We start from the raw sequence: 14,326 nt of genomic DNA on the forward strand, positions 1-14,326 counted from the left end.
CACGCCGAGGTCCTCACCCTCGCAGGCGAGTCCTACCGCACCAAAGCCCGCCGAGAACTCCTCGCGAAAGACCGCGACAAGTAGGACAAACGACCCCCGGGGGGTCAATCCCAATCCGTCGCTAGGGGGTCAGTTCCAGTCCGCCGTTGACACCTTTCCTTCAAGACGGCGTTGCTGAGGGTGACGTGGTGCGCTTCACCGTGAGTCCGGACGGACTTTGCTGGGCAACCGGGCGGGTCGAGGCGTCGGGCAACTGCACCGTAAGGGTCCTGCCGAACCCCCGTGGCCCCCTCGGACCAAGCGCCCAAGCTGTCTACGACCGCCTGGCGCACTTCGGCTTCGGCGGCGAGACGTTCAGCAAGGAACTTCCTCTTGTCGCTTTCACCCTGCCGGCGGGTGCAGACCTCCCGGCCATCAAGGCGACCCTGCAACAAGGCGAGGTAGAGGGCTGGTGGAGCTTCGAGGTGGGTTGCGCGACCGACGAATGGGAAGCGGCCTGAACATCGGGCTTCTCCTGGCAGCGTGCCGTGGGCGTGGGCACATGGTGGGCGGCTGACCTATCGGTGTCGGTGAGACGGCAAGAAACAGCAGCTCAATGCCACTGACTCAGCCAAGATCACGAACGCCCTGTAAATCCGTCGCGAAAGCTTCAGAGGTTCGAATCCTCTACCCGCCACCAGGGAACGGCAAGGCCCTTGACCTGTGGAAACGCAAGTCAAGGGCCTTTGTTGTGTTCCCGCGCAACGGGCACGGCCAGCCATCTTCTGAACCGAGGGGCACGCCGAAGAGAGCGGCGGTCTGGTCGAGTGGGCAGCTATCCGACCAGTGCCTGGGTGCCGAGCACGGTGAGCAGGGCGAGGCGGTCGGCGTCGTCGGTGCCGGGCTCGGCTGTGTAGATCATGATGCGCAGGTCGCTGCCCGCGACGGTGAGCACGTCGCAGTCCAGCGTCAGGGGGCCGACGTGGGGATGGTCGATGGTCTTGCGGGCGGCCTCGTGACGGCCGACAGTGCCGGAATCCCACAACGTCGCGAACCGGTCGTTGTTCGCGCGTAGTTCCGTGACCAGTTGCCGTAGCTGCTGGTCGGCCGGATAGCTGCCCGCGGCCGTACGCAGGTCGGCGACCAGCGCCGTCTCGAACGCTCGCAGGGACTGCGGGGTGTGCCGGGCTCGGGTACCCGGGCCGAGGAAATGCCGCCACACCGCGTTGCGTTGGTTGCCACGCCATCCGGACGGATCGCCCATCAACGCGGCGTACGGCGGATTGGCCACCAGCAGCGTCCAGGACGCGTCGTAGACGCCGACGGGTGTCCCGGTCAGCCTGTCCAGCAGCCGCTGGACGCTCGGGGTGATGTGGGCGGGCACCGTTTCCGGGCCCGGCGGTGCCAGCCCGGCCAGCCGGAACAGGTGTGCGCGCTCGGTTGCCGACAGCCGTAGGGCCCTGGCCAGGGCTTCGACGACCTGCGCCGACGGATGGGACGCGCGGCCCTGTTCGAGGCGGGTGACGTAGTCGACGGAGACTCCGGCCAGCAGGGCAAGCTCCTCACGGCGCAGTCCGGCCGTACGCCGGTTCCCGCCAGCGGGCAGCCCGACGGCCTCGGGTGAGATCCGGTCGCGCCAGCGGTGCACCGCCTGCCCGAATTCCGTCGCCGTCATGCTCACCAGTGTGCGCCGTTCAGTTGTGGTGTTTCCTGGTACTGGCAGTCCCAGGAAAACGGGACGACTGGGCGACCGCACCGCCCGGCCGCAGCATGGAGGCATGACAACAACGCTGATCACCGGAGCGAACAAGGGACTCGGCTTCGAGGCCGCCCGTCGACTCATCGCCGCAGGTCACACCGTCTACGTCGGCAGCCGGGATGCGGAACGCGGGCGCCGCGCCGCCGAGCAGTTGGGCGCGCGGGCCGTCCAGCTCGACGTCACCGACGACGCGTCCGTGCAGGCCGCGGCGAATGCCATCGAGGCTGATGGAGGGCTGGACGTACTGATCAACAATGCGGGCATCGAGGGAAGGGGTGCCGGCAATGTCGTGATCGGCGCTGCGGACGTGACTGCCGACATGATGCGGGAGACGTTCGAGACGAACCTCTTCGGCACGGTCCGTGTCACCCACGCGTTCCTGCCGCTGCTGCGGCGTTCGGCCGCCCCGGTCATCGTCAATCTCAGCAGCGGCCTGGCCTCGCTGGCCCGGGTCACCGACGCGGGCACCCCTACGTACGCCTACCCAGGGGTCGCCTACCCGGCGTCGAAGACCGCGGTCAACATGATCACCGTGCAGTACGCGAAGGCGTTCCCGAACATGCGGATCAACGCGGTCGAGCCCGGCTTCACGAAGACCGACCTGAACGGAAACACCGGTATCCAGACTGTTGAGCAGGGCGCCGAGATCATCGTCCGCATGGCGCAGGTGGACCCCGACGGCCCCACCGGTGGCTACTTCGACGCCGAGGGTCACCTCCCCTGGTAGGAGGAGGGGCAACCAGGTGGAGAAAACCGGCCTGGCCGGCCCGCGCACGTGGGGCCGGCCAGACCGCGAAGCTCTGCGGACACCGCCAGTGTCCGCCGTCGCTCAGGCGGCCGGGATACGCACGCCCGCGACGAGACGCCGGACAGCCTCGGGATCGCCGATGATGGCGGCGCCGGCCGCGGCGAGTCCGGCCAGGTCGTCGCTGCCGAAGGCGGTGAGGAGCGCGTCGGTCGTGGTGGCCAGGGCGGCGTCCGGCTGCTCGGGGGGTTCGTGGGCGATGTCGGCGCCGGCCGATGTGAGGTGGACACCGAACACCCCGGCGGGTCCGTGGTCGCGGAGTTCGATCCGGAGCGCCACCGAGGGCTGCTGCGGGGTTGGCACGTAGAAGCTGCGGATGCTCAGCATGGCGCTGTCGGCGCTGACGAAGCGTTGTTCCGCGGTGGGCGGGGCGGCCAGTGCCCAGGTGCCGAGCGCGACCACTATCGGTTCGAGGCCGCGACCCCAGGTGGTCAGCTCGTAGACCCGAGTGTTGCCGGGCGGCGGCAGCTGCCGGCGGCGTAGGACGCCCGCGTCGGTCAGCTCGCGTAGCCGGTCGGACAGCGCGTTCGGGCTGGCGTGGGGGAGCGCTTGCTGGAGGTCGGTGAACCGTTTGGGCCCGAGCAGCAGTTCGCGCACGACAAGCAGCGACCACCGTTCGCCCACGATGTCGAGGCCGCGCGCGACTCCGCAGGCCTGCCGATAGCCCCGCTGGATTGGCATCTGACATCTTCCCTTTCTGCTTGCTCGACCCTAGCAGCCACTATTAGGCTCATAGCTTCCTATGCGAGGAGGAGCCCGATGGCCGCGCCTGCGACACCCCCGCTCACCGACCGCGAAACCTGGCAGAAGCAGCTCGACGAGCTCGGGCTCCGGGAGCGGGCGCACACGCGTGAGGGTGACGCCATCGCCGCGGCCCGCCGGCGGCTGCCGATGGTCGAGGTCGATCCGAGCGCTGTTCTGACCGGTGTCGACGGTCCGGTGCCCCTGCTCGACGTCTTCGAGGGGAGGCCCCAACTGCTCGCGACGTACCACATGTGGCACTCGGGAAGGTCGGCCGCCGACCAGTGCGAGGGCTGCACGTTCTTCACCGGCCATGTGCTCGAACTGTCCTACCTGCACTCGCGCGGCGTCACGTTCGCGGTCTTCTGTCAGGGGCCGATCGGGGCGACGTTGCGCTACCGGGATTTCATGGGCTGGCAGGCACCGTGGTATTCGGTGCCCGAGGAGTCGCTCGACTCCCTCGTCGCCGGGCGTGGCTTCGGGATGAACGTGTGTTACCTGCGCCAGGGCGACCGGGTGTTCGAGACGTACTGGACCACAGGTCGGGGCGTCGAGGCGATGGCGCCGTCGTACGGCCTGCTCGATATGACCGTCTACGGCCGTCAGGAGGTCTGGGAGGACTCGCCGGAGGGTTGGCCGCAGCCCTTCCGGACCGACGGCGATCAGTTCCGGCTCGACGGACGCCCCACGTCGCAGTGGTCGCGCCTCGCGGCCGGTCGTGACGACGACCTTGGCGTGACCGGGCCCGCCAGCGGCGAGCACCACTGCCACTGAGCCACCGTGGCAGAGACGGGCGTCTTCCCGCCGTCATCTGCCGCTGCCGCCATCTACGTCCCCTGGCCGAACCGTTGTCGCTCGGCTTCTTGTGCCGAGCCCTCTAGAAGGTATGGTGGTCGATGTCTGGGCTCCCGTCGGGGCGTTTCCAGCCCGTCATGACAGCTACGGAGAGTGACCCGGCCCAATCAGGCTGGCGAGCGCCTCAGTGGTGCGGGCGAATTGTGCCGAAGGTCGCATCAAGCGCTCTGCGAAGCACTGATGTCGCAGGAAGGGGCCCTGATCTGGTCCAGCTTGTCGAGGCGGAGTGGGCCGAAGGTCGCAACCTCGCAAACGCTCGGACCGGTCCCGCCCTCGCGGCTTTTCTGCGTACCGACCGTGTGGCACGATCGTGGAATCTCCACCATCCCTGTGACACTTCCCCGACAGGAGCAAACATGTCTGGTCGAAGGCTGGGCCGACTGGTCGGCTCGCTCCTCTTGCTCGCCGCTGTCCTCGGTGGACTGAGCGGCGCCGGTTCGCTGGCCGGCGGCAAGGCGCAGCTGGCTGATGTCGTCTGGGGCGCGAGCCAGGGCGACGTCGTCTGGGGCTCAGCCCAGGGCGATGTCGTCTGGGGCACGAGCGAGGGCGACGTCGTCTGGGGCGTCGAAGTCCCTCGGTAACCCGCGAGGTCGTCGCCCGTGAGGGCAGCACCTACGGGCGGCGTCTCTTCGAGGGAGCGGTATGGCCAGGCGTGACCAACGACGTAAGTCCACGGACCACGCTTGGCTCATCACTGGCCCGCTGGCTCTGATCGCCATCCTCTGCTGCACCGCCATCAGCGTCATCGCCGAGCACCCGTTCGGTAAGTGGGGCTTGGCGTTCCTGATATTCCTGGCGATGGCGGGCATCAGCATTCCGGTGCTGAACTTCGTCGTCCGGCGGCAGTCCGTGGGCGTGACGCTCACCGAGATCCCGCTCGTGGTGGCGCTGTTCTTCCTGCCGCCGCTGACCGTCGTTCTGATCTACACGCTCGCCTCGTTGATCTGGAGCGCCTCGCAGCGCTTCCCACCGGCGAAGTTCTGGTTCAACGTCGCGAAGGCGGCAGCCGCCACGTCGCTGGCCAGTCTGCTGCTCCTGCGCCTGCCGCCGCTGCTCGACGTCGGGCCCGCGACGTGGGGCAGCCTCTTCCTCGCGGTCAACACCATCACCCTGGTCAGTCTCGTCTCGGTTGTTGGTGTCCATGTGCTCCTGCAGGGTTGGCAGGCGGGCCGGGAGGCTCTGCGGACGACGCCCTCGGTGTTTCTCACCACCTCGATCAACGCGTCCGTCGGCCTCCTCGTGCTTATCGCACTGCACAAGACGTGGTGGTCGGCGTTTCTGCTGGCAGCCCTCTTCGCCGCCCTCGCCCTGGTCTACCGGTCCTACGCCCAGTTCTTCCGGCAGCACCGCACCCTGACCGGGATGTACGACCTGGCCCGGCTGATCACGACCAGCGGTGCCGACGCGACGCTCGCCGACGTCCTGCTCGACCGGGTTCGTGCCCTCATGCAGGCGGAGTCCGCCACCCTCTGGCTGCCCGCCCAGGGCCGACATCCGGAGGTGCTGCTGACGGCCCGGGTCGACACGCCGGGCCTGCTGGACGTCGCCCCGACGCCGGCGATCCTCCGCATCCGCACGCGGGAGCTGGCGAAGACATTGTCGATGGGGCGCCTGCTCGGTGACGAGAGCGCCCTGCGCCGCGAGATCAGCGCCCGCGAGATCAAAGACGTGATCGTGGTGCCGCTGCGCTCCGGGCAGGCAGTGATCGGCACCCTGGAGGTGGCGAACCGCCTCAGCGACATCGGGCACTTCGCCCCCGGCGACATCCCCATCTTCGAGACCGTGGCGGCGCACGCGGCGGTCGCGCTGGAGAATTCCCGGCTCGTTGACCGGCTGCGGCACGACGCGTACCACGACGCGCTGACGCGCCTGCCCAACCGGCGGCGGATCATCGGGGCGCTCGACGAGTCGGTGAAGATCGGGGCGCCCGACGAGGTGGTGGCGCTTCTGCTGTTCGACGTCGACGGGCTGCGCCAGGTCAACGAGTCCCTCGGTCACGCGGCCGGTGACAAGGTCCTCATCGAGGTCGCCAACCGGTTGCGGGCCAGCGCGCCGTCGTCGGCCCTTGTCGGGAGGGTCGGCGGGGACGAATTCCTGGTGACGCTCCGGTTGGAGAGCGCCGACGCGGCACTGGAGCTGGCCGGCCAACTGCGCGACCAGATCCGCGACGAAATGGTCTTCGACGCGCTCACCCTCGACGTGAACACGGCCGTCGGGGTTGCCGTATACCCGGATCATGGCAGCGACGCCGCGACCCTGTTGCTGCGGGTCGACCTGGCGGCGACCGCCGCCAAGTCGGTGCCGGGCAGCGTGCAGCTGTTCAACCCTGCCCTGGAGTCCCGGTCGTTGCGCCGGCTGGGCCTCGCCGGCGACCTACGTCGGGCACTGGACCACGACGAGCTGGAGGTCTACTTCCAGCCCAAGGTGACCTTGCGGGACCGGCGACTGGTCGGTGTGGAGTGCCTGGCCCGGTGGGAGCATCCGACACACGGCACAGTCGCCCCCGAGGACTTCGTCGCGGTGGCCGAGCACACCGGCCAGTTGAGCCGGCTCACCGAGGTGGTGCTCCGCGAGGGGCTGCGGCGGAGCCGGGACTGGGCCCAGGCCGACCAGACGCTGCACATCGCGGTCAACCTCGCCGCCCGTACGCTCACCGACAAGCACTTCCCGGACCGGGTGCAGGAGCTGCTGACCGAGTACGGCGTGCCTGCGCAACGTCTCACCCTGGAGATCACCGAGGCGGGGGTGCTGGACGGCACCGACCGGCCCATCCCGACCCTGCACCGGCTGCGCGATCTCGGCATCCGGCTGTCGGTGGACGACTTCGGCACCGGTGACTCGTCGCTTGCCCACCTGCGCCGGCTGCCGGTGCACGAGGTGAAGGTCGACCGTTCCTTCGTGCAGGGCATGGCTACCGACCCGGGGGACCTGGCGATCGTCAACGCGGTGGTGACGCTCTCCCAGCAGTTCGGTCTGGCCGTGGTCGCCGAGGGCGTGGAGAGCGAGTTGACCCTGGAGCTTCTCCAGGACATCGGCTGTGAGATCGGTCAGGGCTTCCTGTTCAGTCGACCGCTGCCGTACGAGCGGCTGGCGGCCTGGTTCGGCGCACAGGCCGACCCGGAGGCGACCTCCGGGACGGAGCTTCCGCGCCTCCGTGTCGTGCCCTGAGCTGGGCGGAGAGGATCACCGGGGATCCGATTTCACCTGCCGGCGGGTGCCGTGTACTCTTACTTCTGCGCGCCCCACGGGGAGATCGCGCAGGCCCCCTTAGCTCAGTCGGCAGAGCGTCTCCATGGTAAGGAGAAGGTCTACGGTTCGATTCCGTAAGGGGGCTCGAGGGTTCAGCTGGACCCACCGCGGCGGTGTAGCTCAGATGGCAGAGCAAGCGGCTCATAATCGCTGTGTCGCCGGTTCAAGTCCGGCCACCGCTACTCTCGTCTTCCGGGCTCATTCCCGGTGGTCGTGGGATTGGGCGCCAATGGCGCCCACTTTGCATGTCCGCGCCGTCAGCGTCTAGGCTGACGCGTCGTAGTTGTTTCCGTTAGCGAGGAAGGCACTCCGCCGTGGCGAAGGCTACCGATGTCCGGCCGAAGATCACTTTGGCGTGTGTGGAGTGCAAGGAGCGCAACTACATCACGCGCAAGAACCGCCGGAACGACCCCGACCGCATCGAGCTGAAGAAGTTCTGCCCGCGCGACGGTCGGCACACCGTTCACCGCGAGACCCGCTGACCCGTGGCCGGCTCCGCGCCGGCCACCGTCGAAGCTTCCCGATCGCCGATCTGAGCGGTACGACGCGGCTCTGCCGCCGTCGACCGACCAGGTCGGCGATCGTGTTGTGCGTGTAGGTTCGCGGCATGTCTCTGGACCCTTCCTTCGTCGGCCGGACATATCCGCCGACGGCCCCCTATCAGGTGGGCCGAGAAAAGATCCGTGAGTTCGCCACGGCCATCGGCGCGACCGATCCGGCTCACCATGACCCGGCGGCGGCCCAGGCGCTGGGCCACCCGGACGTGGTCGCCCCGCCCACCTTCCCGGTGCTCATCACGATGGCGGCGAGTCAGCAGATCGTCGAGGACCCGGCGCTTGGCGTCGACTACAGCCGCGTGGTGCACGGTGACCAGCGTTTCGCGTACACCCGGCCGGTCGTGGCGGGCGACGAGCTGGTCTGCACGAGCACCATCGAGGACGTCACCACCCGGGGCGGGCACGGCTTCCTGACCACCCGCACCGACGTGAGCACCGTCGCCGGCGAGCCGGTGGTCGCCGTCTGGATGAAGATCGTCGTACGCGGGGAGGCCTGAGATGGATTTGCCAGCCAAGACGTTCCGGGTGACCCGCGCCGACCTGGTCCGCTACGCGGGTGCCTCGGGTGACTTCAACCCGATCCACTGGAGCGACCGGGTCGCCACGAAGGTGGGACTGCCCGGGGTGATCGCGCACGGCATGTTCACGATGGCCCTTGTCGGCCGGGCGGTCACCGAGTGGGCCGGCGCGCCCGACGCGGTGGTCGAGTACGGGGTGCGGTTCACCCGGCCGGTGGTGGTCCCCGACGACGACGAGGGGACCGAGATCGAGGTGACCGCTGTGGTCCGCGAGGTGACCGAGGACGGCCTCACCCGACTCGACGTGACGGCCACCTGCCTGGGGGACAAGGTGCTCTCGCAGGCACGCGCGACCATCCGGACGACACGCTGAATCCGGTCCGCCACGCGTGGCGGGCAGACCGGTTGGGAAAGTCGGGCGGCTACCCGTACACTGGTCCGCCGTGGGGCAAGTGACCCCTGCTCGGTCGTCTGTGACCGCGTGGGGCGAGTGTTGCCGCACAGGGGTGTAGCTCAATTGGCAGAGCAGCGGTCTCCAAAACCGCAGGCTGCAGGTTCAAGTCCTGTCACCCCTGCGCCTCAGGCCTGACCGTTCCCGTGGGTCGCGCCGCCGAGATGGCGGCGTCCGGCCCGTGGTGGTGGCATCGGCGGGGTGGTCCCGAGGCATTCGGGCCCTCCTGTTGATCCACCGGCCGCGGCCCGTCGCGGGACGGTTGGGCCCGGCTGGCGTGACCAGCGCCGCGTACGCCACCCGGCGTGCGACCCGAGATTCCGCGACGGAGGGCGAAGTGGCCGACAACAAGCGCCGCGGCGACGACGACGGCGACGATCGTCTTGACGACGAGATCGTCGACGAGGTTGCCGACGACGACGACTCCAGCGCGGACGAGCCTGTTTCCCGGGGGGGCACCGCTACGCGGTCCCGCGCCCGGGCCGAGTCGGCCGACAGCCGGCCGACCACCCGCTCGGAAACGTCCCGGGTGGGCGTGTTCGGTCGCATCGCCCGGTTTTTCCGCGAGGTCGTTGCCGAACTGCGTAAGGTCATCTGGCCGACGCGCAAGGAGTTGCTGACCTACACCGGGGTCGTGGTGACGTTCGTCGCGGTGATGCTGACGATCGTTGCCCTGCTGGATTACGGGTTCGCCAAGGTCGTGCTGTTTGTCTTCGGCAACTCGGACTGACCGGCTGCCTCCAGAGCCGATAGTGACGGAAGTGAGCGAGCGTGCCTGAGTACGACGAGACCGCCGGACCGGTGGACGAGCAGTCCACCGTCGCGACGGCGGCTGGTGACGAGTCGATTGAGGCCGCCAGCGAGCCGGAGTTCCCCACCACCGAGCCTGCGCCGGACGAGGAGTACGACCCGGTCGCCGAGCTGCGGCAGAAGCTGCGCTACGCGCCGGGTGACTGGTACGTGGTGCACTCGTACGCCGGTTACGAGAACAAGGTGAAGACCAACCTCGAGACCCGGATCACGAGCCTCGACATGGAGGACTTCATCTACCAGGTCGAGGTGCCGACCCGGGAAGAGGTCGAGGTCAAGAACGGCAAGCGTTCGCAGATCCAGGCCAAGGTCTTCCCCGGCTACATCCTCGTCCGGATGGAGCTGACCGCCGAGTCGTACTCGTGTGTCCGCAACACCCCCGGTGTGACCGGTTTCGTCGGCGCGACCGACCGGGCTGACCGGCCAGCGCCGCTCTCCCTCGACGAGGTGCTGAAGTGGCTGGCACCGGCCGTCGAGACCGAGCAGCAGAAGAAGTCGAAGCCGGAGATCAAGGTCCTCGACTTCGAGGTCGGCGACTCCGTCACCGTCACCGACGGCGCGTTCGCGTCGCTGCCGGCCACGATCAGCGAGATCAACGCTGACCAGCAGAAGCTCAAGGTGCTGGTGTCGATCTTCGGTCGGGAGACCCCGGTGGAGCTCAACTTCAACCAGGTCGCCAAGATCTGATCGGTCGTCGGCGGCGGGTCCGGCCCGCCGCCGACGTCGGCGTGCGCCCTCCCGCTCGACCTCGGCGGACGAGTGGGCTGCGGCCTGCGCTACTCTTGAACGTCGTCGCTGTGGCGCCGCGCTGACCGTGCGCGCCCGCCTGCGGTGACGTCAGCCGCATTTTCCCAGCTCCAAGCCCCAGGAAGTGACATGCCTCCGAAGAAGAAGCTCGTCAAGACGTTCACGCTTCAGTTGCCGGCGGGCCAGGCCACGCCGGCGCCGCCGGTCGGCCCCGCGCTCGGCCAGCACGGCGTGAACATCATGGAGTTCTGCAAGTCCTACAACGCGCAGACCGAGTCTCAGCGGGGCGACATCGTCCCCGCCGAGATCAGCGTGTACGAGGACCGGTCCTTCACCTTCGTGCTGAAGACCCCGCCCGCCGCCCGGCTGCTGATCAAGGCTGCCGGTGTGCAGAAGGGCTCGGGCGTTCCGCAGTCGGAGAAGGTCGGCTCGGTCAGCCGCGCCCAGCTGCGTGAGATCGCCGAGAAGAAGATGGCCGACCTCAACGCCAACGACCTGGCCCAGGCCGAGAAGATCATCGCCGGCACCGCCCGGTCGATGGGCATCACCGTCAACGACTGACGTCGGCCCCGCCGACGATCTGACCGTGGGAGGGCCCGCGCCGAGCGGCCCGCCAGAGACCACAGGAGTATTAAGCAATGCAGCGCAGCAAGAGCTACCGCAAGGCCGCCGACGTCATCGACCGGTCGAAGCTCTACACCCCCGCCGAGGCCGTGAAGCTGGCCAAGGAGACCACCAACGTCAAGTTCGACGCCACGGTCGAGGTCGCCATGCGCCTCGGCGTCGACCCGCGCAAGGCGGACCAGATGGTTCGCGGTGTGGTCAACCTTCCGCACGGCACCGGTAAGACCGCCCGCGTGATCGTGTTCGCCGGCGGCGCGAAGGCCGAGGAGGCCGTCGCGGCGGGCGCGGACGAGGTGGGCACCGACGAGCTGGTCGCCCGCATCCAGGGTGGTTGGCTCGACTTCGACGCGGCGATCGCCACGCCGGACCAGATGGCCAAGATCGGCCGGATCGCGCGGATCCTGGGCCCGCGCGGTCTCATGCCGAACCCGAAGACCGGCACGGTGACCATGGACGTCACCAAGGCGGTTCAGGACATCAAGGGCGGCAAGATCACCTTCCGGGTGGACAAGCACTCCAACCTGCACCTGATCATCGGCAAGGCCTCCTTCACGGAGACCCAGCTGGTCGACAACTACGCGGCGGTGCTCGACGAGGTGCTGCGCGCCAAGCCGTCGGCGGCGAAGGGTAAGTACCTCCGCAAGGTCATCCTCACCACCACGATGGGCCCGGGCGTTCCGGTCGACCCCAACCTGGTGAAGAACCTTCGTGAGGACGAGACCGACGCCTGATCCGACAGTTCGCTCGCGCCGGGGCGCCGCCACCACCGTGGCGGCGCCCCGGCGCGTTTGTGTTGTGGCAGTCTCGGCCCATGCGCTTGGAGAACGTCTGGTTGCGCTACCGCAGGCGTGGGCCGTGGGTGCTGCGACGCGTGGACGCGCGGATCGGTCCCGGCGAGGTCGCGGTCGTGCTGGGCCGCAACGGGGTGGGCAAGTCGACGCTGCTCCAGGTGGCCGCCGGGGTGCTCCGGCCGAGCCGTGGTCGCGTCGCCGACCGCCCCGCGCGGGTGGGCTGGGTGCCGGAGCGCTTCCCTGCCGACCAGCCCTTCACAGTGGCCCGCTACCTGACCGGCATGGCCCGGGCGGCCGGCCTTGGTCGGACGGCCGCCGCCGAGGCGGTGGCGGTCTGGACGGAGCGGCTCGGGCTGGGCGCGTTCCGCGCGGTGCGGCTTCCGGAGCTGTCCAAGGGCACCGCGCAGAAGGTGGGCCTCGCTCAGGCGATGCTGCGACCTCCGGGCCTGCTGGTCCTCGACGAACCGTGGGAGGGCCTGGACGCCGCGACCCGCGACCTGGTTCCCGAGCTGATCGACGAGGTGGTGGCCGGCGGCGGCGCCGTCCTGGTCAGTGACCACCGGGGCGAGACGGTCCGGCTGCCGGGCGCGCGTCGCTGGTCGGTAGCCGACGGCTCGCTTACCGAGGAGACGTCGCCGGGCGAGGCGATAGCGGTGGTCGAGGTCGCGGTGCCGGCCGCGCGGGTCGCCGGCACCGTCGCCCGGTTGCGGGCCGAGGGCCACCAGATCCTTCGAGTACGCGCCGACGCCTCCATCCCCGCACCCCAGGCGCAACGGCCCACCCCGTCGACAGTGACGGCGCGGCCGGCAGAGTCCGACGCGGTGGTCGAGCCGACCACGGGGGAGGGCCGATGAACGCCCTGGTGCGGCTGCGGTTGGCCGGTTTCCTGCGTACCGGGCGGGCGGTGGCGCCGCTGCTCGTCGGCCTCGTCGCGCTCGGCACGTTGTACGGCGGCGGCCGGGCCCAGCCGGCGGAGGCGTACGGCGTCTCCGCCGTGGCGCTCTTCCCGGTGCTCGCCTGGCAGACCAAGATCCTGCTGGACATCGAGCCGGACGTGCAGCGTCGGCTTGCCCAGGTGACGGTCGGGGTGGCCCGGGAACGGGCGGCGGGGCTGCTCGCCGCCGGCCTGGCGGCGGTGGTGGCGGTGGCCGTGGCGCTGCTATTTCCGTGGCTGGTCGGCGGGGTCACCGGCCCTGTCGATCCGGGGGACCGATCGGTGCCGGTCGGGCTCGCGCTGGGGCTCTGGGCGCACCTGCTTGTCGTACCCGCTGCTGTTGCCCTTGGCGCTCTCGCCAGCCGGGCATCGGTCGGCGGCGCCGGGTACGGCGTCGCGGTGCTGGCCGTCGGTGGCGTCGGCGCTGTGGTGCTCGGCCTGAGCGGTTCGGTGGCCCCCTGGCTGGCGCCGCCGATCATGGCAACGGCCCGGACGACCGCGGGCGACGCCGCCGCGCTCACACTTGTCGGGCTGACCGTGTGGGCGCTGGCCTGGAGTGCCGGGGCCGTCGGCGGTTACCTGTGGCGGCGGCGGGCACAGGGCTGACCTCGGGGGCAGCAGGTGACCTGGCTCACCGGGGGCGATTTGGTGCTGGTGGGAGGGGACGCGTACTCTTCAAACGTCATCCGTGTTGTCACGGATGAGGAACCACCCAGAGACCGCTGGTCACCGTGCTCCGGCACGGTCGAAGGTCCCGCGACACACGGGCGACCCGCGTAGGGCGGCAAGCGTAACTCGGCAGTGAGCATGGTCCGCCGACCATGTCGATCCGCCGGCCCTCGCCCCGTGCGCCCTGCGCCGGGGCTTTTTCGTTGTCGCGCTGCCCTCGCCTGACGTTCCGGCTTCGGCCGAGACGGGGACCAGCCTCGAGTAACGAGAGAGGAGGGACATGGCGGACAAGCCGATCCGGGCCGACAAGGCCACGGCCGTCGCTGAGCTGACCGAGAGCTTCCGTAGCGCGGGCGCCACCGTGCTGACCGAGTACCGCGGTCTGACGGTCTCCCAGCTCACCCAGCTGCGGCGCTCACTCGGCGCCGAGACCAGCTACACGGTCGCGAAGAACACGCTGGCGAAGCGTGCTGCGTCGGACGCGGGCATCACCGGCCTCGATGAGCTGTTCTCCGGTCCTACCGCGCTGACTTTCGTTTCGGGCGACGTCGTCGAGGCGGCGAAGGGGCTTCGCGACTTCGCGAAGGCCAACCCGAAGCTCGTCATCAAGGGCGGTGTCTTCGAGGGCAAGGCCATTTCCGCGGCCGAGGTCACGAAGCTCGCCGACCTGGAGTCCCGTGAGGTGCTGCTGGCCAAGCTGGCCGGCGCGATGAAGGGCAACCTGAGCAAGGCCGCGGCCCTGTTCCAGGCTCCGCTCTCCAAGGCCGCCCGTGCGGCGGCCGCCCTGGCGGACAAGAAGCGCGAGCAGGAGGGCGCCGAGGCGGCCTGAGGCCGCGC

The 14,326-nt window shown here is 69.4% G+C and carries 17 protein-coding genes and 3 tRNA genes; 18 read left to right on the plus strand and 2 right to left on the minus strand.

What is annotated here, in order from left to right; translation table 11 throughout:
• The first annotated feature begins 146 nt into the window (after window positions 1–146).
• On the plus strand, window positions 147–500 hold the full coding sequence (locus ACFY2Q_RS26690) for a DUF4265 domain-containing protein (protein ID WP_387134839.1): 354 nt from the start codon (window positions 147–149) through the stop codon (window positions 498–500).
• A 314-nt stretch (window positions 501–814) separates the two neighbouring features.
• Here the strand turns inward: ACFY2Q_RS26690 and ACFY2Q_RS26695 are convergent, their stop codons facing one another.
• Window positions 815–1,654, minus strand: a complete 840-nt coding sequence (locus ACFY2Q_RS26695) for a helix-turn-helix transcriptional regulator (RefSeq protein ID WP_387134842.1) — start codon at window positions 1,652–1,654, stop codon at window positions 815–817.
• A gap of 103 nt (window positions 1,655–1,757) precedes the next feature.
• On the opposite strand from ACFY2Q_RS26695, the gene ACFY2Q_RS26700 reads away from it, so the two are divergent.
• Complete coding sequence (locus ACFY2Q_RS26700; protein ID WP_387134845.1) at window positions 1,758–2,465, plus strand: SDR family NAD(P)-dependent oxidoreductase; 708 nt, start codon at window positions 1,758–1,760, stop codon at window positions 2,463–2,465.
• 102 nt (window positions 2,466–2,567) lie between these two features.
• Here the strand turns inward: ACFY2Q_RS26700 and ACFY2Q_RS26705 are convergent, their stop codons facing one another.
• Complete coding sequence (locus tag ACFY2Q_RS26705) at window positions 2,568–3,224, minus strand: winged helix-turn-helix transcriptional regulator (RefSeq protein WP_387134848.1); 657 nt, start codon at window positions 3,222–3,224, stop codon at window positions 2,568–2,570.
• Between the two features lie 78 nt (window positions 3,225–3,302).
• Here ACFY2Q_RS26705 and ACFY2Q_RS26710 point away from each other — a divergent pair, with 78 nt between their 5' ends.
• From ACFY2Q_RS26710 to rplJ, 16 genes are all read left to right on the plus strand, one after another.
• Window positions 3,303–4,058, plus strand: a complete 756-nt coding sequence (locus ACFY2Q_RS26710) for a DUF899 family protein (RefSeq protein ID WP_387134850.1) — start codon at window positions 3,303–3,305, stop codon at window positions 4,056–4,058.
• A 437-nt stretch (window positions 4,059–4,495) separates the two neighbouring features.
• Window positions 4,496–4,720, plus strand: a complete 225-nt coding sequence (locus ACFY2Q_RS26715; RefSeq protein WP_387134853.1) for a hypothetical protein — start codon at window positions 4,496–4,498, stop codon at window positions 4,718–4,720.
• Between the two features lie 61 nt (window positions 4,721–4,781).
• A complete protein-coding gene (locus tag ACFY2Q_RS26720) occupies window positions 4,782–7,307 on the plus strand; it encodes a putative bifunctional diguanylate cyclase/phosphodiesterase (RefSeq protein ID WP_387134856.1) in 2,526 nt (841 codons plus the stop codon).
• Between the two features lie 93 nt (window positions 7,308–7,400).
• Window positions 7,401–7,473, plus strand: a tRNA-Thr gene (locus tag ACFY2Q_RS26725).
• A gap of 24 nt (window positions 7,474–7,497) precedes the next feature.
• Window positions 7,498–7,570, plus strand: a tRNA-Met gene (locus ACFY2Q_RS26730).
• A 132-nt stretch (window positions 7,571–7,702) separates the two neighbouring features.
• Window positions 7,703–7,870: a 50S ribosomal protein L33 gene (rpmG, locus tag ACFY2Q_RS26735; protein WP_007073056.1), complete on the plus strand. Its 168-nt coding sequence runs from the start codon at window positions 7,703–7,705 to the stop codon at window positions 7,868–7,870.
• Window positions 7,871–7,995: 125 nt separating this feature from the next.
• Window positions 7,996–8,442, plus strand: a complete 447-nt coding sequence (locus ACFY2Q_RS26740; protein WP_387134859.1) for a MaoC family dehydratase N-terminal domain-containing protein — start codon at window positions 7,996–7,998, stop codon at window positions 8,440–8,442.
• 1 nt (window position 8,443) lies between these two features.
• Entirely contained in the window at window positions 8,444–8,836 is a 393-nt protein-coding gene (locus tag ACFY2Q_RS26745; RefSeq protein WP_387134861.1) for a MaoC family dehydratase, read from the plus strand.
• Between the two features lie 129 nt (window positions 8,837–8,965).
• Window positions 8,966–9,038: transfer RNA gene (locus ACFY2Q_RS26750), tRNA-Trp, on the plus strand.
• A gap of 213 nt (window positions 9,039–9,251) precedes the next feature.
• Complete coding sequence (gene secE / locus ACFY2Q_RS26755; RefSeq protein ID WP_377666935.1) at window positions 9,252–9,644, plus strand: preprotein translocase subunit SecE; 393 nt, start codon at window positions 9,252–9,254, stop codon at window positions 9,642–9,644.
• A gap of 41 nt (window positions 9,645–9,685) precedes the next feature.
• Window positions 9,686–10,411: a transcription termination/antitermination protein NusG gene (nusG, locus tag ACFY2Q_RS26760; protein ID WP_387134864.1), complete on the plus strand. Its 726-nt coding sequence runs from the start codon at window positions 9,686–9,688 to the stop codon at window positions 10,409–10,411.
• A 189-nt stretch (window positions 10,412–10,600) separates the two neighbouring features.
• Window positions 10,601–11,032: a 50S ribosomal protein L11 gene (gene rplK / locus ACFY2Q_RS26765; RefSeq protein ID WP_354964806.1), complete on the plus strand. Its 432-nt coding sequence runs from the start codon at window positions 10,601–10,603 to the stop codon at window positions 11,030–11,032.
• Window positions 11,033–11,109: 77 nt separating this feature from the next.
• On the plus strand, window positions 11,110–11,826 hold the full coding sequence (rplA, locus tag ACFY2Q_RS26770) for a 50S ribosomal protein L1 (protein WP_387134867.1): 717 nt from the start codon (window positions 11,110–11,112) through the stop codon (window positions 11,824–11,826).
• 80 nt (window positions 11,827–11,906) lie between these two features.
• A complete protein-coding gene (locus ACFY2Q_RS26775) occupies window positions 11,907–12,740 on the plus strand; it encodes an ATP-binding cassette domain-containing protein (RefSeq protein ID WP_387134870.1) in 834 nt (277 codons plus the stop codon).
• Window positions 12,737–13,426 carry a hypothetical protein gene (locus ACFY2Q_RS26780; RefSeq protein WP_387134872.1) on the plus strand — a complete coding sequence of 230 codons (690 nt, stop codon included), beginning with the start codon at window positions 12,737–12,739 and terminating at the stop codon, window positions 13,424–13,426. Before ACFY2Q_RS26775 ends, ACFY2Q_RS26780 begins: the two co-directional genes overlap by 4 nt.
• Window positions 13,427–13,769: 343 nt before the next feature.
• Window positions 13,770–14,318: a 50S ribosomal protein L10 gene (gene rplJ, locus ACFY2Q_RS26785; protein ID WP_387134875.1), complete on the plus strand. Its 549-nt coding sequence runs from the start codon at window positions 13,770–13,772 to the stop codon at window positions 14,316–14,318.
• Window positions 14,319–14,326: the final 8 nt, after the last annotated feature.

It is taken from the genome of Micromonospora sp. NPDC000316 (assembly GCF_042898885.1).
GTDB lineage: Bacteria > Actinomycetota > Actinomycetes > Mycobacteriales > Micromonosporaceae > Micromonospora.